The sequence below is a fragment of the Afipia sp. 1NLS2 genome (genome assembly GCF_000178995.1).
In the GTDB taxonomy this organism is placed as follows: domain Bacteria; phylum Pseudomonadota; class Alphaproteobacteria; order Rhizobiales; family Xanthobacteraceae; genus Afipia.
Window position 1 is genome coordinate 370,921 of sequence record NZ_ADVZ01000003.1, and the last position, 23,153, is coordinate 394,073.

At 62.3% G+C, this 23,153-nt stretch carries 25 protein-coding genes and 1 tRNA gene; 5 read left to right on the forward strand and 21 right to left on the reverse strand.

Annotation, left to right across the window (positions count from 1 at the left end; translation table 11 throughout):
• Positions 1-193: 193 nt before the first annotated feature.
• The 8 genes from ccoS to ccoN all read right to left on the reverse strand — a co-directional run bounded on the left by ccoS (position 194) and on the right by ccoN (position 7,234).
• On the reverse strand, positions 194-346 hold the full coding sequence (gene ccoS / locus AFIDRAFT_RS13250; RefSeq protein WP_009340005.1) for a cbb3-type cytochrome oxidase assembly protein CcoS: 153 nt from the start codon (positions 344-346) through the stop codon (positions 194-196).
• A complete protein-coding gene (locus tag AFIDRAFT_RS13255; RefSeq protein ID WP_009340006.1) occupies positions 346-2,598 on the reverse strand; it encodes a heavy metal translocating P-type ATPase in 2,253 nt (750 codons plus the stop codon). Before AFIDRAFT_RS13255 ends, ccoS begins: the two co-directional genes overlap by 1 nt.
• A gap of 83 nt (positions 2,599-2,681) precedes the next feature.
• A complete protein-coding gene (locus AFIDRAFT_RS13260) occupies positions 2,682-3,491 on the reverse strand; it encodes a DUF2189 domain-containing protein (protein ID WP_009340007.1) in 810 nt (269 codons plus the stop codon).
• Between the two features lie 12 nt (positions 3,492-3,503).
• Positions 3,504-3,674, reverse strand: coding sequence for a hypothetical protein (locus tag AFIDRAFT_RS13265; RefSeq protein ID WP_245258176.1), 171 nt, complete (start codon positions 3,672-3,674; stop codon positions 3,504-3,506).
• A gap of 86 nt (positions 3,675-3,760) precedes the next feature.
• Entirely contained in the window at positions 3,761-4,642 is an 882-nt protein-coding gene (ccoP, locus tag AFIDRAFT_RS13270; RefSeq protein WP_009340009.1) for a cytochrome-c oxidase, cbb3-type subunit III, read from the reverse strand.
• 6 nt (positions 4,643-4,648) lie between these two features.
• On the reverse strand, positions 4,649-4,837 hold the full coding sequence (locus AFIDRAFT_RS13275; protein WP_009340010.1) for a cbb3-type cytochrome c oxidase subunit 3: 189 nt from the start codon (positions 4,835-4,837) through the stop codon (positions 4,649-4,651).
• Positions 4,834-5,571, reverse strand: a complete 738-nt coding sequence (gene ccoO / locus AFIDRAFT_RS13280) for a cytochrome-c oxidase, cbb3-type subunit II (protein ID WP_040298464.1) — start codon at positions 5,569-5,571, stop codon at positions 4,834-4,836. The genes AFIDRAFT_RS13275 and ccoO overlap by 4 nt, the downstream gene beginning before the upstream one ends.
• A gap of 10 nt (positions 5,572-5,581) precedes the next feature.
• Entirely contained in the window at positions 5,582-7,234 is a 1,653-nt protein-coding gene (gene ccoN / locus AFIDRAFT_RS13285; protein WP_197083261.1) for a cytochrome-c oxidase, cbb3-type subunit I, read from the reverse strand.
• Positions 7,235-7,385: 151 nt separating this feature from the next.
• Between ccoN and AFIDRAFT_RS19825 the strand changes: the two genes are divergently transcribed.
• Positions 7,386-7,787: a hypothetical protein gene (locus AFIDRAFT_RS19825; protein WP_156186872.1), complete on the forward strand. Its 402-nt coding sequence runs from the start codon at positions 7,386-7,388 to the stop codon at positions 7,785-7,787.
• A gap of 18 nt (positions 7,788-7,805) precedes the next feature.
• Positions 7,806-9,026: an NnrS family protein gene (locus AFIDRAFT_RS13290; protein ID WP_009340013.1), complete on the forward strand. Its 1,221-nt coding sequence runs from the start codon at positions 7,806-7,808 to the stop codon at positions 9,024-9,026.
• Here the strand turns inward: AFIDRAFT_RS13290 and AFIDRAFT_RS13295 are convergent.
• From AFIDRAFT_RS13295 to AFIDRAFT_RS13320, 6 genes are all read right to left on the reverse strand, one after another.
• Positions 8,999-9,697 (reverse strand): helix-turn-helix domain-containing protein, encoded by a 699-nt coding sequence (locus tag AFIDRAFT_RS13295; protein WP_009340014.1) that lies wholly within the window; start codon positions 9,695-9,697, stop codon positions 8,999-9,001. The genes AFIDRAFT_RS13290 and AFIDRAFT_RS13295 overlap by 28 nt on opposite strands.
• Before the next feature lie 106 nt (positions 9,698-9,803).
• Positions 9,804-10,199, reverse strand: coding sequence for a response regulator transcription factor (locus AFIDRAFT_RS13300; protein ID WP_009340015.1), 396 nt, complete (start codon positions 10,197-10,199; stop codon positions 9,804-9,806).
• 72 nt (positions 10,200-10,271) lie between these two features.
• Positions 10,272-10,889: a response regulator FixJ gene (gene fixJ, locus AFIDRAFT_RS13305; protein WP_009340016.1), complete on the reverse strand. Its 618-nt coding sequence runs from the start codon at positions 10,887-10,889 to the stop codon at positions 10,272-10,274.
• Positions 10,879-12,402: a sensor protein FixL gene (gene fixL, locus AFIDRAFT_RS13310; protein WP_009340017.1), complete on the reverse strand. Its 1,524-nt coding sequence runs from the start codon at positions 12,400-12,402 to the stop codon at positions 10,879-10,881. Before fixL ends, fixJ begins: the two co-directional genes overlap by 11 nt.
• Positions 12,403-12,484: 82 nt before the next feature.
• On the reverse strand, positions 12,485-12,826 hold the full coding sequence (fdxA, locus tag AFIDRAFT_RS13315; protein WP_009340018.1) for a ferredoxin FdxA: 342 nt from the start codon (positions 12,824-12,826) through the stop codon (positions 12,485-12,487).
• Between the two features lie 192 nt (positions 12,827-13,018).
• A complete protein-coding gene (locus AFIDRAFT_RS13320; RefSeq protein WP_009340019.1) occupies positions 13,019-14,173 on the reverse strand; it encodes a glycosyltransferase family 4 protein in 1,155 nt (384 codons plus the stop codon).
• Between the two features lie 148 nt (positions 14,174-14,321).
• On the opposite strand from AFIDRAFT_RS13320, the gene hemC reads away from it, so the two are divergent.
• Complete coding sequence (gene hemC, locus AFIDRAFT_RS13325; RefSeq protein WP_009340020.1) at positions 14,322-15,296, forward strand: hydroxymethylbilane synthase; 975 nt, start codon at positions 14,322-14,324, stop codon at positions 15,294-15,296.
• On the opposite strand, the gene hemE is transcribed toward hemC, so the two are convergent.
• Complete coding sequence (gene hemE, locus AFIDRAFT_RS13330; RefSeq protein WP_009340021.1) at positions 15,293-16,339, reverse strand: uroporphyrinogen decarboxylase; 1,047 nt, start codon at positions 16,337-16,339, stop codon at positions 15,293-15,295. The genes hemC and hemE overlap by 4 nt on opposite strands.
• Positions 16,340-16,589: 250 nt before the next feature.
• Between hemE and AFIDRAFT_RS13335 the strand changes: the two genes are divergently transcribed.
• Positions 16,590-18,071, forward strand: coding sequence for a methyl-accepting chemotaxis protein (locus AFIDRAFT_RS13335; protein WP_009340023.1), 1,482 nt, complete (start codon positions 16,590-16,592; stop codon positions 18,069-18,071).
• A gap of 10 nt (positions 18,072-18,081) precedes the next feature.
• Here AFIDRAFT_RS13335 and AFIDRAFT_RS13340 read toward each other — a convergent pair whose 3' ends face one another.
• The 5 genes from AFIDRAFT_RS13340 to AFIDRAFT_RS13360 all read right to left on the reverse strand — a co-directional run bounded on the left by AFIDRAFT_RS13340 (position 18,082) and on the right by AFIDRAFT_RS13360 (position 21,628).
• The gene (locus tag AFIDRAFT_RS13340; protein WP_009340024.1) at positions 18,082-18,876 is read right to left on the reverse strand and encodes a DUF2927 domain-containing protein; all 795 of its coding nucleotides are present in this window, start codon (positions 18,874-18,876) and stop codon (positions 18,082-18,084) included.
• A gap of 2 nt (positions 18,877-18,878) precedes the next feature.
• Positions 18,879-19,451, reverse strand: a complete 573-nt coding sequence (locus tag AFIDRAFT_RS13345; RefSeq protein ID WP_009340025.1) for a L,D-transpeptidase — start codon at positions 19,449-19,451, stop codon at positions 18,879-18,881.
• 152 nt (positions 19,452-19,603) lie between these two features.
• Positions 19,604-19,678: transfer RNA gene (locus AFIDRAFT_RS13350), tRNA-Val, on the reverse strand.
• A gap of 97 nt (positions 19,679-19,775) precedes the next feature.
• Positions 19,776-20,936 (reverse strand): coiled-coil domain-containing protein, encoded by a 1,161-nt coding sequence (locus tag AFIDRAFT_RS13355; RefSeq protein ID WP_009340026.1) that lies wholly within the window; start codon positions 20,934-20,936, stop codon positions 19,776-19,778.
• 119 nt (positions 20,937-21,055) lie between these two features.
• Entirely contained in the window at positions 21,056-21,628 is a 573-nt protein-coding gene (locus tag AFIDRAFT_RS13360) for a DUF1134 domain-containing protein (protein ID WP_009340027.1), read from the reverse strand.
• 127 nt (positions 21,629-21,755) lie between these two features.
• Between AFIDRAFT_RS13360 and AFIDRAFT_RS13365 the strand changes: the two genes are divergently transcribed.
• A complete protein-coding gene (locus AFIDRAFT_RS13365) occupies positions 21,756-22,259 on the forward strand; it encodes a YHS domain-containing (seleno)protein (RefSeq protein ID WP_009340028.1) in 504 nt (167 codons plus the stop codon).
• Here AFIDRAFT_RS13365 and AFIDRAFT_RS13370 read toward each other — a convergent pair.
• Complete coding sequence (locus AFIDRAFT_RS13370) at positions 22,253-23,062, reverse strand: 3'(2'),5'-bisphosphate nucleotidase CysQ family protein (RefSeq protein WP_197083259.1); 810 nt, start codon at positions 23,060-23,062, stop codon at positions 22,253-22,255. The genes AFIDRAFT_RS13365 and AFIDRAFT_RS13370 overlap by 7 nt on opposite strands.
• Positions 23,063-23,153: the final 91 nt, after the last annotated feature.

Here is a 23,153-nt window from a genome sequence, read left to right on the forward strand (position 1 = left end):
CGCAAAGCGCACTCTCAATGGCGCCGTAGGATTGAGCGGCTTCAGGATTTGGACACGGCTGTTGTTGATCAGACCCTTCTTTCCCGTGGGGCCAGTCAGTTAATATTAAATAACAATTTCAATGGTATATGAGTTCGCAGTTTTATTCTGAATGGCGCGCCATTTTTCATAAAAATCACGATGTTTGCCGCGCCTAAAGCGGCACGTCCTTGTCATCGAGCAGGATGCGCTCGGCCGCGCCGTTGAGGTCGTCATATTGCCCGTTGCCAAGCGCCCACATGAAGGCGCCGAGGCCTGCAAGGCCGAGCAGCAGCGCAACGGGAACGAGAAACAGAAAATCGTCCATCACGCATGCTCCACGATATTCAGGGGAAGGGGCTTCGTTGCGGTGGTTTTGGATTTGGTTCGCACGCGACGGCCGCCAAGCCGCAGCGCGTTGGCGATGACGATGATCGAGGATGACGACATCGCAATCGCCGCGACCAGAGGTGTCACGTATCCCATGATCGCGACCGGCACCGCGATCAGATTGTAGCCGACCGCAAGGACAAGGTTCTGCCGGACGAGTTTTGCGGCGTCGTGCGCGATGCCGATGGCCTGCGGCACGGCGTCCAGATTTTCGTGCAGGAATACAAGGTCGGCGGCGTTGCGCCCGATATCGGCTGCGGTCGCGGGCGCCATTGACGCGTGGGCGGCCGCGAGCGCGGGCGCGTCGTTCAATCCGTCGCCGACCATCAGCACCTTACGGCCGCTTGTCTCGATGTCGCGGATGCGGGCCACCTTGCCGGCAGGCAGCATCCCGGCGGAATACCGAAGATCGAGTTCGCGCGCGATCCGGCCCACGGCGGCGTCATGGTCTCCCGACAGAATTTCGATATCGAAATTTCGCCTGAGGGTGGCGAGTGCGTCGTGCGTGCCGGCGCGCAGGCGATCCTCGAACTGGAAGCGCGCGAGCGCTGTGCCGTCTTTCGCGAGCACAAGTCCGGCGCCGTCGGTGGCGGAATCGGACAGCGCCCAATTGGCGCGGCCGAGGCGATAAAGATGCGGGCCGATCCGCGCTTCCAGCCCGCAGCCCGGATGCTCGGTGATGGCATCCGGCTCGATGGTGTGCATGGGGGAGGCGCAGGCAGCTTCAATGGCGCGCGAATAGGGGTGACGGGAGTGGCCCGCGATGGCGGCGGCGATTTGCAATGCCTCGGCATCGATGGCGGCGGGATCGATGAGGCGCGGCATGCCGGAGGTCAGCGTGCCGGTCTTGTCGAACACGATGGCGTCGATCTCCGCGAGCCGCTCCAGCGCGCCGCCGTCCTTGAGCAGGATGCCGTTCTCGAACAGGCGGCGGGCCGCCATCACCTGCACCATCGGCACCGCGAGGCCGAGCGCGCAGGGGCAGGTGATGATCAGCACCGCGATCGCAATGGTGACGGCGCGGTGAAGGTCGCCGGTGGCGATCATCCAGCCGATGAAGGTGAGGAATGCCGTCGCGTGTACGACCGGCGCGTAGAGTTGCGAGGCGCGGTCGGCGATCCGACGATAGTGCGAGCGGCCCGTCTCCGCCGCCTCCATCAGGCGCATCATGTCGGCGAGCGCCGAATCCTTCGCCGCAGCCGTGGCGATGAGCGTCAGCGGCCCGGTGAGGTTCAGCACGCCAGCCTGCAAGGATGTCCCTGGCGCGGCCGCAAGCGGCGCGCTTTCGCCGCTCAACAGCGCGCTGTCGATATCGGAATGCCCGGCAAGAACTTTGGCATCGACAGGGACGCGCTCACCGGCCGCAAGCAGGATCGTCATGCCCACGGCGATCTCGTTGACCGGCATGTAGATGCGGCTGCCATCGCCTTGCAGCACCAGCGCGCCGCGCGATGCAAGATTGGCAAGACCCTTGACCGCTGTGCGGGCCTTTTCCCGCATCAGATGGTCGAGCGTACGGCCGATCAGCAGGAAGAACAGCAGCGTGACCGACGCATCGAAATAGGCATGCGAGCCATGGGTCGCGGTCTCGTACACGCTCATGCCGAAGGCAAGCAGCACGCCGATCGAGATCGGCACGTCCATGTTGGTACGGCCGTGGCGCAGCGCGCGCCATGCCGAACGGAAAAACACGCGGCCGGAATAGGCGAGCGTGGGTAGCGCGATGGCGGCGGAGATCGCATGGAACAGGTCGCGCGTTGCGGGATCGGCGCCGGACCAGACCGACACCGACAGCAGCATGATGTTGCTCGCGGCGAAGCCTGCAACAGCCAGCGCGCGAATGAGTTCGCTGAAGGCGGTGTCCTTCACCTCCGCGCCCGCGTCGTAAACATGCGCCTCGTAGCCTGCGCGGCGCAGTGTCTCGATGAAAGGCGGCGGCGCGCCGTCGTGCCAGCGGATGGTCGCGCGCTTGGTCGAGAGATTGACGCGTGCGGTCTCGACACCGGGCAGGGCGGCCAATGCGGTTTCGATGTTACGGATGCAGGCGCCGCAGTGAATGGAAGGGACAGAGAGATCGGTCTGGCGGATGCCGTCGCCGACAAGCCGGCTCGCCAGCAGGACTTCGCCGTCCTTGTTGATGTCGTTCGCGACGGTCAGCGCGATGCCTCCGGCGGAGGTACAACACGTCATCGGCTTCTCCAGCATTCCCTCCGCGCCGGGTTCAGCGCGAAGGGCTTTCACGATCCGGCGACAGTGCCGCCGGGCAATTCAGGTCAGCTTGCCTTCGCGGCAGCCGGGGCAGCTTTCATCGCCTCATAGGCGTGCCAGGTGCCGTGCCCGAGCACCGGAAACACAATGATCAAACCGAGCAGGCCCGTGGCGAGGGACAAGAGGAACAGTCCCAGCACGATCGCGCCCCAGGTCAGCATCACCGGCAGGTTCTTGCCGACGAGTGCGAAGCTCGTTCCCATCGCGGTCAGCGCATCGACGCGCTGTTCGAGTTGCATGGGAATCGAGAACGCGCTGATGGCGAAGGAGAAGGACGCGAACAATGCGCCCACCGCGCTGCCGACGATCAGCATCGCCCATCCGACCGGCGTCGAGAACAGCATCGCGGCGACATGGTCGAGGCCCGGGAAGGGCAGCAGCCCGAAGAACAGCGCATAGACGATGACGGCGGCGCGCATCCAGACCAGCATCAAAAGGCACAGCAGCACGCCGGTGAACAGGAGCTGCGCTCCCGCGGCCGGCCGGACGAAAATCATCTGCATCAGGCTGACGGGCTCGCCGCGCGCGATCTGCCGGCTCTTGGCGTAAGTCCCGATCGCGAGCAGCGGGCCAATCACCATGAATCCCGCAAGCGCGGGAAACAGGATGTAGTCCCGGCCGAACAGGAACAGGCCGTCGATGATCGCGAACGACAACAGAAAAATCAGTATGCCGTAGGCGATGCTCGGGCCGGGCACGGTGCAGAAATCCTGCCAGCCCTGCGCGAGCCACTTCAGTGCGGTCGCAGGCGGCAGATTGCGAGCCCAGCGGTTTTCGTGTGGCAGCGGCGGTACAACGACCGGAATGACGACCATATCAGCCCTCGTTTATTTCGGCGTGCAGGACGATTGCGCGGCGCTGAAGTTACCTTGCGCGGCGTTACCGTTGCCAAGTCTCAGATGGGATACGCAATCCGGTTGCGATGTCACGGCGACATACACAAAATGCCAGTTCGCGACGGCGAAGACGAGAATGATCGCGGCTGCGATGACCCACATCGTCAGACGGCCGCGGCGGCCAAGAGACCGTCCAGGAGACCGTCCAGGAGATCGTCCAGGAGATTGTCCAAGTGACATGCCGGTGCTCATGGGTTCGGACTCCGCAGGTCGGTGATGTAAAGCGCGAGAATCTTGCGGTCGACATCCGAGAGCCGGCCTTCCCATGTCGGCATGTGGCCCTGCCGGCCGGCCCAGACGGTATCGGTAATCGTTTGCGCGTCGCCGCCGTAAATCCAGAACGCGTCGGTCAGGTCGGGCGCGCCGGCCTCATGGCTGCCCTTGGCGTTCTCGCCGTGGCAGGCGACACAATTCGCGGCGAAAACTTCCTTCCCGGCTGCGATCTTGTCAGCGGGAATGGTTTTGTCGCCGGGATGGGACAGGCTACGGACGAACGCAACGACATTGTCGATGTCGGCGCGTTTCAGGATGCCGTCACGCCCGAACGCGGGCATCTGCGAACTGCGGCTGTCCGGATGAGCGGAATTGATGCCGACGCGGATGGTCTGGGCGATCTCCTCGGGGCTTCCACCCCACAGCCAGGATTGCGTGGTGAGGTTGGGATAACCTTTGTTGCCCTTGGCTTCGCGGCCGTGACAGGCGGCGCAATTGTCGCCGAACAGGGCCCGGCCGGATTCGCGCACCACTTCCATCAAGCGCGGATCCTTCTGGATTTCGGCAAAGCTCTTGCTCTCGATTTGCTTGGTCCAATGGGAGCGATCGAGCGCGGCCTGCTTCACCGACTGGACGACATCGGCGCGGACATCGTCGCCGAGCAATCCCTTGGTGTAAGTGGTGCCGACCGGCCAGGTCGGCATCAGCACCCAGTAGCCGAGAGAGAAAAGCGCGGTCGCGATCAGGAAGAAATAGATGATGCGCGGCACCGGCGTGTTCAGCTCGGTGATGCCGTTCCATTCATGGCCGGTGGAGAGATGCCCGGTATGAGGGTCGCGGATGAAATGGTCGCCCATGATCGTTTAACCCTTCTCCGAAGTCTTGGCGGGGCGGTCGTCGTCATCCTCGAGGATGGCGCGGCCGGCGTGCTCGAACTTTTTCTTGTTCGATGGCCAGTAAGCGTAGACGAGGACGGCTGCCGACAGCGCCAGCAGATAGAACAGCCCGTAGGATTTCGAGAACCAGACGAGGGAGCTGTGATCGAGGTTCATGGCTTTCCTCCCGCGTCCGCGACCGGCTTCTCGGTGACGTCGGTCAGGCGGCCGAGAATCTGCAGATAGGCAACGAGCGCATCCATCTCGGTCAGTTGATTGGGTTTGCCGTCGAAAGCCCGGACGTTGGTGTCCTTGCCGTAGCGCTTGGTCACGCCCTCAGCGTCGTTCGAATCCGGCGAGGCCTGCCCATAGGCGTCGGCCGCGGCATTGGCGATCATGTCGTCGGTATAGGGAACGCCGACGGTGCGCTGCGCTTTCAAATGGGCACTGAGATCATCGGTCCGCAGTTCGGTGCGCGACAGCCAGGCATAGGCCGGCATCACGGATTCCGGCACCACGTCGCGCGGGTTGTTGAGATGGGCGACCTGCCATTCGTCGGAATACTTGCCGCCGACGCGGGCAAGGTCCGGCCCGGTGCGCTTCGATCCCCACAGCATCGGGTGGTCGTATTTGGATTCGACCGCGAGCGAATAATGACCGTAGCGCTCGACCTCGTCCCGCAGGGTACGGATCATCTGCGAGTGGCAGGCATAGCAGCCCTCGCGGATGTAGATGTTGCGGCCCGCGAGTTCGAGCGGCGTGTAGACGCGCATGTTCGGTGCATCCTCCACCGTCTGGTGGATGGTGAACAGCGGCGCGATTTCGAACAGGCCGCCGATCGAGGCGACACCGACGATCATCAGCACAAGGCCGACCGACTTGCGTTCGAGACGATAGTGAAATCCAAACATCGACATCGGTTTACTCCCCCGGCTGCAACGCAGGCGCGCCTGCGAGTTCGGGACGGTCGGTGGCGGGCTCGGCCGCGACATGCGGCACGGCGCGAATGGTCATCCAGATGTTGTAGCAACCGATGATGGTGCCAATCAGGAACAGGAGGCCGCCGATCGCGCGGGCGATGTAATAGGGGTGCATCGCGACGAGCGAGTCGACGAAGGAGTAGGCGAGCGTGCCGTTCTCGTTATAGGTCCGCCACATCAGGCCCTGGATGATGCCGGAGTTCCACATCGCGAACACGTAAACGACAGTGCCTGCCAGCGCGAGCCAGAAGTGAGCTTCGACAAGGCGGGCCGAATACATCGCCGGGCGCTTCCACAGCCACGGCACGGACGCGTAGATCGCGCCGAAGGTGATCATCGCGACCCAGCCGAGCGCGCCGGCATGAACGTGGCCGACGGTCCAGTCGGTGTAATGCGACAGCGCGTTGACCGGGCGGATCGCCATGAACGAGCCTTCAAACGTGGTCAGTCCGTAGAACACGGCGGCAACCATCATGAAGCGCAGTACGGCGTCGTCGCGAACCTTGTGCCAGGCGCCGTTGAGCGTCATCAGCGCGTTGCCGGCGGACACCCATGAGGGGATCAGCAGCATCACCGAGAAAGTCATGCCGAGCGACTGCACCCATTGCGGCAGGGCGGTGTAGTGCAGGTGGTGCGAGCCCGCCCACATGTAGAAGAAGGTGATGCCCCAGAAGCTGATGATCGACATCCGGTAGGAGTAGATCGGCCGCTCCGCGCGCTTGGGCATGTAGTAATACAGCATGCCGAGGAAGCCGGAGGTGAGGAAGAAGGCGACGGCGTTATGGCCATACCACCACTCCGTCATCGCATCCTGCACGCCGGAGAACAGCGAGTAGCTTTTCACGCCCGCCCATGACACCGGCACCGCCAGGTTGTTGACGATATGCAGCATCGCCACCACCAGGATGAAGGCGAGGTAATACCAGTTGGCGACGTAGATGTGCGGCTCCTTGCGACGCGCCAGCGTGCGCATGTAGAGGATGAAGTAGACCACCCACACAACGACGAGCCAGATATCGGCATACCATTCCGGCTCGGCATATTCCTTCGATTGGGTGATGCCCATCAGGTAGCCGGTGGCAGCGATGACGCAGAACAGGTTGTAGCCGAGCAGCACGAACCAGGGGCTGAGCTGGCCGGGAAGGCGTGCGCGGCAGGTGCGCTGCATCACATAGAAGGATGTCGCGATCAGCGCGTTACCGCCGAAGCCGAAGATCACGCCGCTGGTGTGCACGGGGCGCAGGCGGCCGAAGCTCGCCCATCCCGCGTCGAAAGTCAGGTTGGGATTGACCAGAAGCCACGCCACCCAGTCGCCGACGAACATCGCGATCACGGCCCAGCCCATCGACAGAATGATGCCGACCTTGCTCGGGTCGTCGTAATACTGGTTGAGGCGATCGGGAGACGGCTCGGGTGAGTAGTATCCGGAGCCGACCCAGAAGATGCCGGCAAGGGCTGCGACCATCACCAGCGCGCCATGGACGCTGAACAGGTCGGCCCGGCCGGCAACGGTCATCACCGCGCCGACGACGAACATGATGAGCAGAATGACGAGGCCCGACTCGCGCTCGTCCTTGGTGAGTTGTTCGATCATTCGCATCGTTATCTGCCCCGCATCGGCGAATGCCTGCTTGCGGCAGGCACAAGATTCAAGGGTCGCGACGTTTCCAGGAGGAATCGTGAGCGACTTGCGCAACATATTCTAGAGCGTTTCAGCATGCCGTCATTCGGAATGATGAAGGAATGTGACGACAATCTATCTGGCGTTGCGAAAAGGACTTTGCGGTAACGCAAAATATCAGGAAATCCCGTCACATTTCATTTGCATAGGGCTATCTGTGCCCGTTGCGTTATTTGTTTCGCATCCGGTTTGTGGACAACAAAACGTCTTTCAAATGATATTTGATTTTTCTCAATGCGGCGGTGCGGAAAAGCGGCAGGTTTCCACCATCCGTGGTGGTGAATCATGTCGATCTATATCGTATTTCTGGTTCTGGCTTTGCTGGTTGCCGTTCGCGCAGTGGACGATCTGCGAGAGGCGCGAAGGCTGGGTGCTGCGGTTCAGAAGCCGCGGCGGAGAAGTTTTTGACTTTTGCAGAATCGCGGCTTACCGCGGGACCGGACTGCATCCCTGCGAGATGTCTTAGTCCGGCCAGGAACAAGCTATGAAAATCGAGATGTCATTGCTGCGGAACGCGCAGGGTTTTGCGTTTCTGTCCTACGGCTTCAGGCCGTTCTTTCTCGCCGGGGCGATTTATTCAGGGTTGGCGGTTGCGATCTGGATACCGGTTTATTTCGGCGAAGTGACGCTCCATACGGCTTTCGCCCCGCTCGACTGGCACATTCATGAAATGCTGTTCGGTTTTCTGCCGGCGGTGATCGCCGGATTCCTGCTGACCGCGATACCGAACTGGACCGGCCGTCCGCCGGTGCGTGGCAACCTGCTTCTGCTCATGGTTGTCGTATGGGTCCTCGGGCGCGTCGCGGTGGCATGCTCCGGAGAGGTCGGTTGGCGTGCGGCGATGCTGGTCGATGTGTCGTTCCTTCTTCTTGCCGGAGCGGTCGCGGCCCGCGAGGTGCTGGCAGCCCGCAATTTCCGCAACATGCGGGTCGTGGCGCTGGTTTTGCTGCTGTTCGCCTGCAATGTCGCCTTTCATGTCGAGGCGCATGTTCAGGGCGCCGCCGGCTACAGCGTGCGCGCCGGTGTTGCGGCTATCGTCCTGCTGGTTTCGGTGATCGCCGGCCGCATTGTCCCGGCCTTCACGCGGATATGGCTGATGCGGCGGCCGCAGGGCGCGATGCCGGTGCCGTTTTCCCGATTTGACGGCATCGCCGTGCTGCTGGGCGCGCTTGCCCTGGTCGCCTGGGTGATCCGTCCCGAAGGGATGCCGGCCGGCGGCCTCTGCCTGATCGCGGGACTTTTTCATGCCGCACGGCTTGTGCGCTGGGCGGGCTATCGCACCTGGGCCAACAGGATTCTGGTCATCCTGCATATCGGCTACGCCTTCGTGCCGCTTGGCTTTCTGTTGGCCGCGATATCGGCCTTGGGGTTTGTCAGCGTGAGCGCCGCCATCCATGCGTGGATGGTGGGCGGTGCGGGCATCATGACGCTCGCGGTGATGTCGCGGGCGAGCCTCGGTCATACCGGCCGCCCGCTGGTGGCGTCCACGGCAACGCAGGCGGTCTATGCCCTCGTGATTGCGGCCGCGTTCGCGCGGATTGCGGCGGCCCTTGTCCCGGCATGGAGCAGCGGCCTGATTTATGCGGCCGCTGCCTGCTGGATCCTGTCGTTTCTCGGATTTGGCCTGAGCTATGCGCCGGCGTTTCTCGCCATCCGTCTCGATGAACGGGGGCCGCCTCAGGCGTCCATGCCGAGCAGGCACTGACGATCACGCAACGCCACCCGCCGCGCGCCGGACAGGCCGAGCACGCCCTGGCTTTGCAATTGCGAGAAGGTGCGTGAGACGGTTTCAAGCGTCAGCCCGAGATAGTCGGCGATGTCGCGACGGGACATCGGCAGCGCCATCAGGCCGGTGACCGTAAGGCGACGGTCCATTTCCAGAAGAAAGGTCGCCACGCGCTCGGTCGCGGTCTTGCGGCCGAGCAGCAGCATGTGATCTTCGGCATGACGCAGGTGGTCGACCGTGAGCGTCCAGAGGCCGTGTGCGACCTGAACTTCGATCTCGGCCGCGACCTCGAGGTGATGGCGATTGACCGCGCGGACCTGGCTGTCGACGATGGCTTCGGCGGTCAGCCGGTACTCATCACCAGAATCCAGGCCGAATACGTCGCCGGCGAGGTGAAAGGCATCGATCTGGCGACGGCCGTCGGGCAGGAGCTTGTAGGTGCGGACTGCGCCGGAAATCACCTTGTAGATGTGGTCGGCGGGCTCGCCTTCGCCGTAGATTTCCTCGTCCTTGTGGTAGGAGAGGGAGGCTCCCACGACACCGGCGCTGCCGAGAATCGTGTCGAAGCGGTCGAGGCGTGGCGCCACGGTGGTGGCGGAGATTCGCCTGAAGGTACAAGCAGTAGGGGTGGCGGGCATCTCGGCGAGCATGGTCATCTCCTGTGAGGCGATGGCCTTTTGTCTCCGAAACGCGGATGCAGCGGTATTTCGCTCGGTCCCTTAAGGGATTCACCGGAGGTGACAGGCGGATTTTCCTTCAGGAAGGGCGGGCCGGGGCGCTGTCCTGCATCGCCTGCCGGATATGGCCGATCAGGCTTTCCTCCAGATGAGGCTTGCGCAGCACATAATGGACTCCGGCCGCCAGCGCCTTCGCGGAGATGGCCTCGTCGGGGTCGCCGGTAATAAGGATCATCGGCACCCGCACGTTCTGGCTGTGGAGGCGGGAGACGAGATCGAGGCCGTTCATGCCGGGCATCTTGTAGTCGATGATGAAGCAGTCGGCATGGCGCGGCACGTCTGTCGCCAGTGCCGCGGAAGCCGTGCGGAACGTCAGGGTTTCAAATCCTTCGGCTTCCAGCAGAAAGCGCAGCGAGCCCAGAACATCCGGGTCGTCGTCGATGACATAGACGGTGCTTTTGCGCAGGGAGGACATGCTTCAACCGGTCGACGCAGTGGCGCGTCTTTCGAGATTGGCTGCTGGGAGCCCTCACCGCATTGATTTGTCTCAATCCTTCAGGAGGCCGCCGCGGATGGCGAAGCGCACCAGTTCGGAGACGCTGGAAGCCTGCATCTTGGTCATGACGTTGGCACGATAGACTTCGATGGTGCGGGGGCTGATGTCATAATCTCGTGCGATCAGCTTGTTCGACAATCCCGCGATGAGGCCCTCCAGCACCTGCCGCTCGCGAGGGCTCAGGCTTGCGATTCGGGATGCGATATCGGCGGCCACCGCGTCGCCCTTGTGACGTTGCGCGGCGCCGCTGAGGGCGGTCGTGATGGTCCCGATCAGCCGGTCATCTTCGAACGGCTTTTCGATGAAATCGATGGCGCCGAGTTTCATCGCTTCGACCGCGAGCGGAATGTCGCCATGGCCGGTCATGATGATGATGGGCAACGATTTGTTGCTTTCGCGTAGGCGCCTCAGCAATTCGAGGCCGTCGAGATTCGGCATCCGCACATCGGAGACGATGCAGCCGTGCTCCAGCGTGGGCAGAGCTTCGAGAAAGCTCACCGCGGATTCGAACAGGCGCGCTTTCAGACCGGCGGCGCCGAGCAGGAAATCGAGCGAATCCCGCATCGCCGGATCGTCGTCGATGACATACACAAGTCCTTCAACCGGCATCGGTCAATCCTTCGCTTGGTGCGGCCGGCAGGGTGAAGCGGAAAGTCGCGCCGCCTGCCGGATTGTCTTCGGTCCACATCCGCCCGCCGTGAGCCTCGATGATCGTCCGGCTGATGGAAAGGCCGACCCCCATGCCGGTTATCTTGGTGGTGAAGAAGGTCTGGAACATTCTTGCCTGATGTTCCTTCGCGATGCCATGGCCGGTGTCGGACACAGTTATTTCGATCATGTCGTTGGCGACGCGGGAACTGGTGACGATCATCGTGCGCTGCGTGGATTCGGTCATGGCGTCGAGCGCATTGCGGAACAGGTTGACGAGAACCTGCTGGATCTGGACCCGATCGACCAGAACGAAGTCGTGATCCGGCTCGAGATTGAAATGGAGCGACACGCCCTGTTCGCGCGCACCCGTGAGGCCGAGCGCGCCGGCTTCCTCGATCAGTTTCGAGGCCTTTTCCACGCGTTTTTCGGATTCCCCGCGCGAGACGAAATCGCGCAGGCGGCGAATGATCTGACCGGCACGAATGGCCTGTTCGGCGGCGCGATCCAGCGCGGATTCGATCTTTTGCCGGTTATCCTCGGTGTCGGAGGCCAGCAGGCGCCGCGAGCCTTTCATGTAATTGCTGATGGCGGCGAGCGGCTGGTTCAGTTCGTGCGCCAGCGCCGACGCCATTTCGCCCATAGCGGTAAGGCGCGAGACATGCACGAGTTCGGATTGCAGTTCCTGCATCCGGGCTTGCGTCTGTTGATACTCGGTGAGGTCACGCACGAAGCCGGTGAAATAAGGTTCGCCCTCGGTCTGCATCTCGCCGATCGACAGATGCATCGGAAAAATCGTGCCATCCTTGCGCTTGCCGGACACGATGCGGCCGATGCCGATGATGTGGCGCTCGCCGGTCGCGCGATAGCGCGCGAGATAACCGTCATGCCGGGCGCTGTCCGGGTTGGGCATCAGCATGCTGACGTTCTGCCCGATCGCCTCGCGCTCGGTATAGCCGAACTGCCGGACGGCTGCCTTGCTGAAGAACTGCATGATGCCCCGGCCATCGATCACGATCATCGCGTCGGGGATGGTCTCGAGAATCGAGCGCAGATGGCCCTCGCGTATCCGCAGCGCCGCTTCTAGCTGTTTCTGTTCCTCGATATCGATGACGATGCCGCACATGTGTGCGGTGCCGTTCTGTTTGACGACGGCGCTGCGGGTGCGCACCCAATGAGGCGTCCCGTGCGGCGAGAGGATGCGATACTGGATGTCGAAATGGCTGACATCCGCGATCGCGCGGTCGATCGCGCGTTTGGTGCGCTCGCGGTCTTCCGGTTCGATCAGTGACAGAAACCGCGTGTAGTCGAGGCTTTCATCGGCGGAAAGACCGAACAGCTTGCGCGTCGTCGGCGACAGCGCCAGCTTGCGGGTCGCAAGGTCGAGATCCCATGTGCCGATGCCGGAATCCTCCAGCCCGTGCTGGAGCAGATTGTCATCGAAGGAGTTTGCGGGCGGAATATGGTTTGGCACGGCGATGCTGTCTCAAAGAGGCATTTCACCCTGATTTGGTTGCGGCGACAAGCAGCCCAAAAGACTACCTGATGGAGGCTTTTCAGGAGCCCTCGCCGGGTTTCTCGCTGAAATACGGCTCGAACTTGTCCTTCACGCCGTTCCATTTGTCGGCGTCTTCCGGAGGGGTCTTCTTGAACGGAATATTCGGCCAGAGCGAGGCATATTTCTTGTTCTGCTCGAGCCATTTCGGCTCGGCTGCGGGGTCCGAATCCGGGAAGATCGCTTCAGCCGGGCACTCTGGCACGCAGACGCCGCAATCGATGCATTCGTCGGGGTGGATGACAAGCATGTTCTCGCCTTCATAGAAGCAATCGACCGGACAGACCTCCACGCAGTCCATATATTTGCATTTGATGCAGTTGTCGGTGACGACGTGAGTCATCGGGTATCCTTCTAGCCGGCGCGTATGTAGTTTCAGAACGGGTCTGCGCGCGAGCATGCATATAAGATTCATTTCATATGTATATTATAGGCAAACTCACAAGCCTTGTTAACAGGAAATCTCTGCAGAAACCGCAGGAAGCGACGCTCCGGCGGGCCGTTTTTTTGAGGGCCACCTTTCAGGGAACTGCTTCTAGGGCGTGTTTATTCGTGCGTCATACTGTTGAGAGATCGAGTCGAGGTGCTTCTCATAAGAGAAGGTCTGGCGTGTCTGGATGCAATTGGATGCAAGCCGTTGGCGGACGTCGGGCTGAAGGATTGTGTTGATAGCTGAGATGAGCTCAGAAACCTGTTCAGGGTTTTCGATCACCAGCGCGTCATGGTTGTGAGTGAGAAGCTCGCTCACGCCGCATTGCCGGCTCACGATGGGTGGCACGCCCATCGCGACGGATTCGGCGGGGACCAATCCGAATGGATCAAAGAGCGAGGGAAAAAGAACGACATCCGCTGCCGCATAAAACGGGTAGGGATCGCGAACGCCTCCCGCGAAAATCACATTCCCGGATATGCCGAGCGTGTCCGCGAGGCGCTGGTATGGTTCGGGCTTGTCGTTTCCGACAACGATCAGCCTGAGCGCCGGATGACGAACCTCGGCCATGGCTTTCAGCGAGACGGCGAGGCCCTTGCGTTCGAAATCCTGAGCGATGAACAACGCAACCGTCTGATCGGGCGTTATGCCGAATTTTTCTCTGAGAATGGCGCCAGCCGCGGGATCGCGGTTTTTATCATAACGATCCAGATCGACGGCGTTGTAAATAACCGGAAGACGGATGCGGCCAGGTTCGATGGCGGACGCGACTTTCGCTTTCATGGCCTCGCTGAGGCAAATGATTGTCGGCGGTGAAGGCAATGCGAGCAGATCGCGCTCAATGCGCGCATAGAGCTGTCGCTTGCTGTTCAGCTGGTTGCCGATGCGCGCCAGAAACCGGCTCAGGCCCTGCCGGCGCTTGTTGTTGCCGTTGATCGCTTCGATCGCCAGTCCGGCATGAGGCTGATAAATATCGCAGCGCCGGACTGGAAGCATGGCGTGAACGATATCGAATTGGCCGTGAGCGATGTGTTCGTCCACCGCATCGATAAATTCGAGATATTGCGCGGCCTTTGTCCTGCGGGGCTTCCCGATCTGGATGTAATTGGGGCCGGTCGAGCGGTTATTCCCGAGTGGCGTGTAATGGAGGACGGAAACGTCGTTGCCGCGCCCGATGAGTGCTTCCGCCAATTCGAGTGTGTAGCCCTCCGCCCCGCCCCGTGCAGGGTCAGCACTGTATGTAATGAGGGCTATCTTCATGAACGATGGGCGCCGTTCTGGATCAATTGGACTCAAGAATGCTTCCGGGGGCGGATTGACCCGGTAGCTTTAGCTTGTGAGCGGCCTTTTTCAAAGCTATGGGAGACCGGTAATCATAGTGGAAGCCCGTTCATTGACACAACGACTGATGCGGATCGGCACGCGCAAGAGCGTGATGGCGCTGGCGCAGACTAACGAAATCGCGCGCCAGTTGACGGCGGCTGACCCCAGCCTTGCGGTGGAGATCGTCAAGTTCGAGACCATGGGCGATCAGGATCAGACCGGCAAGCTGCTCGATCTCGGCGGCAAGGGCGGGGCGTTTGTCGCGCAGATCCGCGATGCCGTTCGCGAAGGCCGCCTGGAGGCGGCGATGCATTCGCTCAAGGACATGCCCGGCAACGAAGACACGCCCGGCCTCGTGATCGGCGCGATGCTCTTGCGCGATCCGCCGACCGATGCGCTGGTGGTGCGGAACGGCGTGACGCTCGATGAACTGCGGCGTTCGCGCGGCAAGGGATTCAAGATCGGCACCAATGCGGTGCGCCGCGCCGCCTATGTGCGCCGTCTGTTTCCGGAAGCCGAAATCATTCATTTTCGTGGCGCCGCCGATACGCGCATCCGCAAGCTCGACGGGCGCGAGATGCAGCGTCTGCCGGACGGCGGCGAGGTCGGGCCTGCCGATGCGCTGGTGATGGCGCGCGCGGGGCTTGAGCGTGTCGGTTTCGCCGACCGTATCGTTCACCAATTCTCCCCGGACGAGATGCTGCCCGCCGTCGGGCAGGGCATCGTGGCGGTGGAATGCGCGGCGGCTGATTGGCAGACGCTTGCCCGTCTGGCGGGCATCGATAATGCCGTCTCGCGCCAGTGCGGAGAGGCGGAGCGCGAAGTGTTATGGGTGCTGAACGGCCATTGCAACTCGCCGATCGCGGGCTACGCGACGCTCGACGGCGGCGAGATTTCATTGAAGGCGGCTGTTCTTGATGAGGCCAACCATCACTTCATCGAAGTCACGCGGCGCGGGCCTGTCGGACGGCCCCGCGAACTGGGGCGCGCGGTGGCGTTCGATCTGCTCGAGAAGGGCGCGGCGGATGTGATCGCACGCACCCGGCCGTTGTCGCATTAGCCCTTGTAGGCCCGCACCCGCGCGATCATACGCTCGACATGCGCGATCGGCGTGTTCGGCTGGATGCCGTGGCCGAGATTAAAGATCAGCCGGCCGCCCGCGTAATTCGCAAGTACGTCATCGACGGCTTTATCGAGCGCGTCGCCGCCCGCGATCAGCGCCAGCGGGTCGAGATTGCCCTGTAGGGCGACGCGGCTCTGCACATATTCGCGCATGAATGACGGCTCGCTGGCCCAGTCGATGCTGACGGCATCGACGCCGGTGCGGGTGACATAGGCGGGCAGCATGGCGCCTGCGCCGCGCGGAAAACCGATGATCTTCGCACCCGGCACCTTGGCGCGGACGCCTTCCACGATGCGCCGCGTCGGCTCGATCGACCAGCGGGTGAATTCGGCGGGCGGCAGCACGCCGGCCCAGGTATCGAAAATCTGCAGCACCTCCGCGCCGGCCGCGAGCTGGCCGAGCAGATAGCGGATCGAGGTCTCGACGATGGCGTCGATGATCTTCGCGAACGCCTTCGGGTCGCGATAGGCGAGGAGCCGCGCTGGAGCCTGATCGGGCGTGCCGTGGCCTGCGACCATGTAGGTCGCGACTGTCCATGGCGCGCCACAAAAGCCGATCAGCGCGACGTTCGGCGCGAGTTCGCTGCGGACGCGGCGCAGGGCCTCGTACACCGGTTCGAAGGTCGCGAAATTCGCGGAGAATTTCTCCGCCGCGATTTTTTCAGGAGTATCGAGCGGATCGAGCCGGGGACCCTCGCCAACTTCAAAGCGGACATCGCGGCCCAGCGCATGGGGCACCACCAGAATGTCGGAGAAGATGATCGCGGCATCGAAGCCGAAGCGGCGGATCGGCTGCAGGGTCACTTCGGCGGCAAGCTCGGGATTGTAGACGAGATCAAGGAAGCCGCCCGCCTTCTCCCGCACGGCCCGGTATTCCGGCAAGTAGCGCCCGGCCTGGCGCATCATCCAGATGGGAGGAACGGTTTGCCGCTGGCCCGAAAGAACGTCGATGAACGGCTTGGCGGAAGAATCCCGGGTCAAACGTCAATCCTCTTAACTGCGCGTTGGTAAGCGCGCCCCTGATACACCGCGCAGGCGGCCAAAGCCATGGCGAGACAGTCGCGCAGGGATGCGGGGTGGTGCGGAAAAGGAAGGAGAGGAAAGTCGGGGCGCTTCGTTGTGATGCGGTGCTCCAGTGCCGGTTCCATACGGTAGAATTCCTATTAATATACACGTTATGATTGTTTAAAGAAATCATCGGCAGGCTGCCCAAAACCAGAAGGGTGGAACGATGGCACTGTTCAATGTGAATCAGGAATTGCGCTCCAAGATCGATGCGGTGGGCCGGTCGCAGGCTGTTATCGAATTCAATCTCGACGGCACGATCATCACGGCCAACGAAAACTTTCTCGGTGCGCTCGGCTATCGGCTCGATGAGGTGCAGGGCAAACATCACGGCATGTTCGTGCCCGAGGCGGAGCGCAGCAGCGCCGAATACCGCGAATTCTGGAACAGGCTGCGCGCGGGCGAATTCCAGGCGCGCGAGTTCAAGCGCGTCGCGAAGGACGGGCATCCGATCTGGATTCAGGCCTCCTATAACCCGTTGTTCGACCGCAGGGGCAAACCTTACAAAATCATCAAGTTTGCCTTCGACATCACGCAGCAGAAAATACGCAGCGCCGATTACGAAGGACAGATCAATGCAATTCACAAATCGCAGGCCGTCATCGAATTCGATCTCGATGGCAAGGTTCTGACCGCCAACGAGAACTTTCTGGCGGCGCTTGGCTATGCGCTGGAAGACATTCGCGGCCAGCATCACGGCATGTTCGTCGATGCGGCCTATCGCGGCAGCCCCGAATATCGTGATTTCTGGAGCGCGCTGCGGCGCGGAGAGTATCAGGCCGGTGAGTTCAAGCGCGTCGGCAAGGGTGGCCGCGTGGTCTGGATTCAGGCGTCGTACAATCCGATCTATGGTGCAGGCGGCGAATTGATGAAGGTGGTGAAATTCGCAACCGACGTGACTGCGCAGGTCGAGGATCGGATTCGCCGTGGTGAAATCCAGACCTCCATCGACGGCGATCTGGATCTGATTACGGGGGCCGTCACCGATACCACGGGGCGGATCACCTCCGTGGTCGGAGCCTCGACGCAAACATCGTCGAACATGCAGGCGGTGGCGTCCGGTGCCGAAGAACTCGCGGCTTCGGTCGGCGAGATCAGCCGTCAGGCGGCGAATGCGCTCGACATCTCGATGCGCGCGGTGAAGCAGGCCAACGAGACCAATGAAATCGTGTCGGGGTTGGCCGCTGCCGCGCAGAAGATCGGAGATGTGGTCAAGCTCATCAACAATATCGCGGATCAGACCAATCTTCTGGCGCTGAATGCGACGATCGAAGCCGCCCGCGCGGGTGAAGCGGGCAGGGGGTTTGCGGTGGTGGCTTCCGAGGTGAAGAGCCTTGCCGCGCAGACCGCGAAGGCGACCGACGAGATCAGCGGCCAGATCGCCGAAGTGCAGAGCACCACGGCGAACGCGGTCACGGTGATCGAAAGCATTACCGAAACGATCTCGCAGGTGAACGAAATCTCCTCCGCAATTGCGGCGTCCGTCGAGGAACAGGCGTCTGTGACGCAGAGCATTTCGTCGAACATGCAGGTTGCCGCCAAGGGCGTGTCGGAGATCGACAGCAGCATGAGGGAAATCGCCGAGGCGACCCGTTCCGTCGACGACGCCACGCGCAAGGTGAAGGAAGCGTCGCGCAAGCTGGCTTAAGGCGCGTGTCTTAGTGACGGTCCTGCAAAGGCGCCGCGACCTTTGCGCGGACATCCTTGAGGATCGCGGGCAAGAGCGGGCGGACCTGATCGACGCTCATGCCGGCCTTGACGCGCGGATCGTAGAGAATGTTCAGGAGATAGCGGTCGTAGGTGTCGAAGAAACCCATCGACACCGCATCGTTGAACATCGTCCACGGCACCGATCCGGTGTCGTTGATTGGCCCCAGCGATTGCAGCATTTCCTCATAGGCGCAGTCGAGGAAAACAAAATCGCCGCTGTCGACCGTCAGGATGACTTCGGCGTGTTCGATCTCGTACTTGTCGTTCTTGCGAAATCCCGAGAGGCATTGCGGGTCGAGCGATTTGCGAATCTTGCGGGCCGTCGTCGTGCCGTAGGATTTGCGGATTGAACGGTCGAGATCGCGGTCGCGCACCAGTTGCACGATGAGATTGGCTTCCTCGCGGTTTGGCGTCACGGCGATGTCGAGATGATCGATGTGCTGGCCGATATCCGCGGTCACGGCTTCGATCTGTTGATTGCGGTCCGGCCTGTTCACGCCGGTGATGAACACCCGCACCGGCTTCTGGAATTTGCGGATGCGGTCGACCTTGCCCGCGAGCTGGTATTCCGCGCCGAAAGTCGTCTTCAGAAATCCGTCGACGATCTCGGCGTCGGTGAAATTCGTTTTCTGGTTATGCTGGTTTGCCGCGATGGAAGGGATGTCCGCGTCGGCCGCCAAGGCCCGGCTTGCAACGAAGGCCGTTGCGAGCATTGCGAGGCTGACGCGCACGCCCTGTTTCATGCTCAGTTCTTGACGTAGACCGTGGCGCCGACCGAGACGCGGTTATAGAGATCGATGACGTCGTCGTTGACCATGCGGAAGCATCCCGACGACACTGCCTGTCCGATGGTTTCCGGCTCGTTCGAGCCGTGAATGCGATAGAGCGTCGAACCCAGATACATCGCGCGCGCGCCGAGCGGGTTCTCCGGTCCTCCCTTCATGTGGCGCGGCAGGTCGGGGCGGCGGCGCAGCATCTGCGATGGCGGCGTCCAGCTCGGCCATTCCTTCTTGGCGGTGATGCGATGCACGCCGCCCCAGCGGAATCCGTCGCGGCCGACGCCGATGCCGTAACGCATCGCTTCGCCCGGAGCGGTGATGAGATAAAGCCGCCGCTCGCGTGTATCGACGACGATGCTGCCCGGCGCGTAATTGCTCTGATAGCTGACCCGCTGGCGCGGAATCGGGCTCGAGTGGCCGATGCCCGAGGAGAAGAAGTTCGGGAACATGACTTCGCTGCTGTTCGCTTCCTGCGCGGCGGCGAATGACGCGCTGCCCAGGATCATGCAGGCGGACAATAACGAAACGACACGCTTCATCGGCGGACCTTTCAGGGTAATTGTGGCTTCGGATAGCCCAGAAAGGCCATATTCTGCAGGGAGCCGCAACCCACAGCAACGTGAAAGCGGCATATCGTCTCTAGAACGAGCCGATATCGCGGGAATGTACCGATGATCGAAATGAAAACCGATGGTGGGCGCACAAGGGATCGAACCTTGGACCTCTCCCGTGTGAAGGGAACGCTCTCCCGCTGAGCTATGCGCCCGGGACGGCCTGCGCGAGGCCGTGAAGGCCGCGATTTACGAAGCTCATGGCCAAGGTGTCAAGCTCCGATCGGACGAATTCAGGCCTGCCGGGACGTGTCAGGCCTTGCCGGTGCGCGCGGCCTGCACTTCCTGAAGCGCGCGGATGCGCTGGGCAAGGCTGCCTTGTGCTCCGCTGGCTGCGCCCTTTGCGGTATCGCCATTGACGATGGCACTGATCGCAGGCGTGGACCCGCTCTCCGAAGCGAGGATTTTCTGGATCGGCGAATCCGGCCCTTCGAGCTTGCCTGCGAGGCCGGCGACTTCGGCAGCAATGGAATTGATGCGTTCGCGCAGCAGCCCGTTTTCCTGCCGCTCCTCCGCGGAAGCCTTGTCCGCCTGCTGTCTCGCGGCCGCCAGCTCGCGCACGAGTTTCGCCCGCTCGTCATGGGCGGCTTCGATCTGCCTGCGCAGTTCGCTGTTGTCGTGGTCGCGCTGGACGAGAGCCTTGTCCTGCGTCACGAGGCGGGCTTCCAGTTCTTCGACGCGTTTCGCCAGCGCTTCGGCTTTTTGCGATTGCGTCAGCAACTGGCCGTCAAGCTCGCCGAGGCGACCGGTCAAGGTTTCGGCGTGGGAGCGGGCGTCGTTCAGTTCGCGGCTTGCCGTTTCCGATTTGCCGCGCTGATCGTCGAGGCGGGAGCGGGCCTCGGTGTGTTCCTGCTCGGCATGGGCGACACGGGTTTGCAGCGCTTCGATTTCGGCGCGCACCGTGACGAGCTCGGCTTCGCGAGCTTCCGCCGTCTGCGAGCGGTCGGATAATTCGCCGGACAGCTTTGTCAGTTCGATCTGCTTTTCGCGTAGCGCCTGTTCGGCGTCGCGCAGGCTGTCGGTCTTGAGCGAGAATTCCTTCTCCGTGGCGTGAAGCTGTTCGTGCAGCGCCTTCTCGCGCGTCTCCAGCGTAAAAATCGCCGCGCTTTTCTCGCCAAGCTCCATCTTCAGGCGATTGATGGCGTCGTTTTTCTTTCCAAGCTCGGCCTGCTGGCTGGTGGTCTTGGCCTTGAGCTGCTCGACGCTCATTTCCAGCTTACGGGCGGACATCGCGAATTCGGCGCGCAACTGGTCCTTGTCGGCCTGAATCTCGGCCATCGACAGCGGCGCCGCCGCCTCCAGCCGCCGCGTCGTCAACCGCACCGCGCGGTTGTGCACGAGCGGCATGATCATCAGACCGCACAGCATCGAGATCAGAAAACCGATCGCCAGATACATGATCGGCTCAACCATAGGACAACTCCCGCAAGGGCGACCGGACCCGGTCGCCAGTCTCAAAACGCGCAGAAACTAGCAGATCAGCCGGGCGGCGTGAAACATGCCGCGGTGTCCGAAAGTGGCATGAAAACCCCTTAGAAGGGGTTCCAGGTCGCGCGGGGGGTGAACTTCAGGTAGCCGACGCTCGCGCCAAGGCGAAGGCCGACACCGGCCCGGATCGGCACCAGCACGATGTGGTTCGCGGTAAGCGCGGTCATGCCGAAGCCGCCGATCACGTAGGCGGAGCCATCGATTCCGGCGAAGCGCTGGTAGATCGCGCTGGTGGCGGGCAGGTTGTAGACCAGCATCATGGTCCGCGCGCCGTCGCCACCCCAGTCGAAGCCGACCGAGGGGCCCTGCCAGTATACCTTCAGGTCGCCGGCGTTTTTTGTATAAAGCGTGCCCTCGCCGTAGCGCAGGCCGGCCACGAATGCGCCCGCGCCTTCTTCGCCGAGGACGTAGCCGTTCGGCAGGCCCCAGCGGCTGACCGCCCGCTCGATGATCGAGGCGAGGCCGCGCGAGACGTTACCAAAGAAACGATGGCCCGCGACCACCAGCTCGTCGGAGCGGTAGGAATCGGAACGCGGTGCCTGTTGCGCCGAGGCAGGGGTGGAGAACGAGATCGCCGCCGCGAAAAGCAGGGCTGCACAACGCAGAGCGAAATTCATGAAATAACCCCCAGGAAGACGCTTGATGAAGGCGCTTGGTAAAGCGAGCAGGGCCTGCTCCCAGCTTAACGGCTTGCTGACAGGCAGATCCTAAACTCACGCGACTCGAACTTTATCGGCAGCAACTATGACGGTATGGCGGCAGGAAAATAAAGGGTGGGCTCGAAAAGGCCTGATCGCAGCGGGTATTTTGGCCGTATTTGTGGTCATGAGGCCCGCCGCGGCGGAGGCGGCATCGACCGAGCGGGTGGTGACGAACCATCACACCGGGCTTGCGATCGACGGCTACGATCCGGTGGGCTATTTCATCCAGTCCCGGCCCATTGCCGGGAAGTCCGGAATCGAGACGTACCAGGGCGGCTCGATCTGGCGCTTCTCTAATGAACGGGACAGGGACATTTTTCTCTCGGCCCCGGACATCTACGGCCCGCAATTCGGCGGTTACGATCCCATCGACCTTGCACATGGCCGGATCGTCGCCGGGCAGCCGCTGATCTGGCTCGTTTATGGCCAGCGTCTTTATTTGTTTAGCCGGATCGAGAACCGCGACGCCTTCACGGCGGACCCCTCCCGCCTTGCCGATGCGGCCGAGAAATGGCCGGCCCTCAGCGAGACCCTCGCCGACTATTGATCCGGCGTCTTTGCGCTGTCGCGGCGCGCGGCTTGCGGGTCGCCCCATACGATAAAGTCGGAAACGAGGAAGCCGTCGTGATCCTCGCCGAATTTTAAAGGCTGGCCGCGCCCGCTGGTGACGAGGCCGCCAGCGGCGGTGGCGATGGCATGGCCCGCGGCGATGTCCCATTCGCTGGTGGGCGAGAGGCGGGGGTAGATGTCGGCGCCGCCCTCGGCAACGCGGCAGAACTTGATCGAGGAGCCGAGAACCTGCCGGATCGCGCCGGGGCGCTCGGCAATGAAGGCCTCGGTGCGTGGGTCGCCATGCGAGCGGCTGACCGCGACGATCCATGGCGCGGCGGGGCCGGGATGCGGACGTGTCCGGATCGATTGAGGCGCGCCGTAAACCGTGGCGTCCTTGGTCACCAGCAGGCGCTCGGCGCCGACGCCGACGATTCCCCGCCAGACGATCCCAAGCGCGGGTGCGACGACGATGCCGAGAGTGGGCTCCCCGCGCGTGACGAGGGCGATGTTGACGGTGAATTCGTCGGTCCCGGTGACGAACTCGCGCGTGCCGTCGAGGGGATCGATCAGGAAGAAACTGTCGCGGTAGGGACGCGCCGCCAGATGGGTGCGTTCTTCCGACAGCACCGGGATGGCGGGTGCAAGTTTCGCAAGCCCTTCGGCGATGATCGCATCGGCAAGGGTATCGGCATCGCTCACCACTGAGCCGTCGATTTTCTTGCCCAGCCCCATGGTGCTGCGATTGACCGCAAGGATTGCCGCACCCGCCTGAACGGCGAGCTTTGTGAGCGGCTCCATCAACGTGAGGGCGTTTTCGCCGGCGAGGGTAACCCCTTCAGCCACAATCTCTTTCCTGGTCCGCTGTGGTTCCTCGGTGGCCTGTGTGGCC

Bases quoted from the DNA above. Each gene is read 5' to 3' on its own strand.
- ccoS (WP_009340005.1), bottom strand. From the start codon at position 346: ATGGACGATTTTCTGTTTCTCGTTCCCGTTGCGCTGCTGCTCGGCCTT.
- AFIDRAFT_RS13255 (WP_009340006.1), bottom strand. From the start codon at position 2,598: ATGACGTGTTGTACCTCCGCCGGAGGCATCGCGCTGACCGTCGCGAAC.
- AFIDRAFT_RS13260 (WP_009340007.1), bottom strand. From the start codon at position 3,491: ATGGTCGTCATTCCGGTCGTTGTACCGCCGCTGCCACACGAAAACCGC.
- AFIDRAFT_RS13265 (WP_245258176.1), bottom strand. From the start codon at position 3,674: ATGTGGGTCATCGCAGCCGCGATCATTCTCGTCTTCGCCGTCGCGAAC.
- ccoP (WP_009340009.1), bottom strand. From the start codon at position 4,642: ATGGGCGACCATTTCATCCGCGACCCTCATACCGGGCATCTCTCCACC.
- AFIDRAFT_RS13275 (WP_009340010.1), bottom strand. From the start codon at position 4,837: ATGAACCTCGATCACAGCTCCCTCGTCTGGTTCTCGAAATCCTACGGG.
- ccoO (WP_040298464.1), bottom strand. From the start codon at position 5,571: ATGTTTGGATTTCACTATCGTCTCGAACGCAAGTCGGTCGGCCTTGTG.
- ccoN (WP_197083261.1), bottom strand. From the start codon at position 7,234: ATGATCGAACAACTCACCAAGGACGAGCGCGAGTCGGGCCTCGTCATT.
- AFIDRAFT_RS13290 (WP_009340013.1), top strand. From the start codon at position 7,806: ATGAAAATCGAGATGTCATTGCTGCGGAACGCGCAGGGTTTTGCGTTT.
- AFIDRAFT_RS13295 (WP_009340014.1), bottom strand. From the start codon at position 9,697: ATGCTCGCCGAGATGCCCGCCACCCCTACTGCTTGTACCTTCAGGCGA.
- AFIDRAFT_RS13300 (WP_009340015.1), bottom strand. From the start codon at position 10,199: ATGTCCTCCCTGCGCAAAAGCACCGTCTATGTCATCGACGACGACCCG.
- fixJ (WP_009340016.1), bottom strand. From the start codon at position 10,889: ATGCCGGTTGAAGGACTTGTGTATGTCATCGACGACGATCCGGCGATG.
- fdxA (WP_009340018.1), bottom strand. From the start codon at position 12,826: ATGACTCACGTCGTCACCGACAACTGCATCAAATGCAAATATATGGAC.
- AFIDRAFT_RS13320 (WP_009340019.1), bottom strand. From the start codon at position 14,173: ATGAAGATAGCCCTCATTACATACAGTGCTGACCCTGCACGGGGCGGG.
- hemC (WP_009340020.1), top strand. From the start codon at position 14,322: ATGCGGATCGGCACGCGCAAGAGCGTGATGGCGCTGGCGCAGACTAAC.
- AFIDRAFT_RS13335 (WP_009340023.1), top strand. From the start codon at position 16,590: ATGGCACTGTTCAATGTGAATCAGGAATTGCGCTCCAAGATCGATGCG.
- AFIDRAFT_RS13340 (WP_009340024.1), bottom strand. From the start codon at position 18,876: ATGAAACAGGGCGTGCGCGTCAGCCTCGCAATGCTCGCAACGGCCTTC.
- AFIDRAFT_RS13345 (WP_009340025.1), bottom strand. From the start codon at position 19,451: ATGAAGCGTGTCGTTTCGTTATTGTCCGCCTGCATGATCCTGGGCAGC.
- AFIDRAFT_RS13355 (WP_009340026.1), bottom strand. From the start codon at position 20,936: ATGGTTGAGCCGATCATGTATCTGGCGATCGGTTTTCTGATCTCGATG.
- AFIDRAFT_RS13360 (WP_009340027.1), bottom strand. From the start codon at position 21,628: ATGAATTTCGCTCTGCGTTGTGCAGCCCTGCTTTTCGCGGCGGCGATC.
- AFIDRAFT_RS13365 (WP_009340028.1), top strand. From the start codon at position 21,756: ATGACGGTATGGCGGCAGGAAAATAAAGGGTGGGCTCGAAAAGGCCTG.
- AFIDRAFT_RS13370 (WP_197083259.1), bottom strand. From the start codon at position 23,062: ATGGAGCCGCTCACAAAGCTCGCCGTTCAGGCGGGTGCGGCAATCCTT.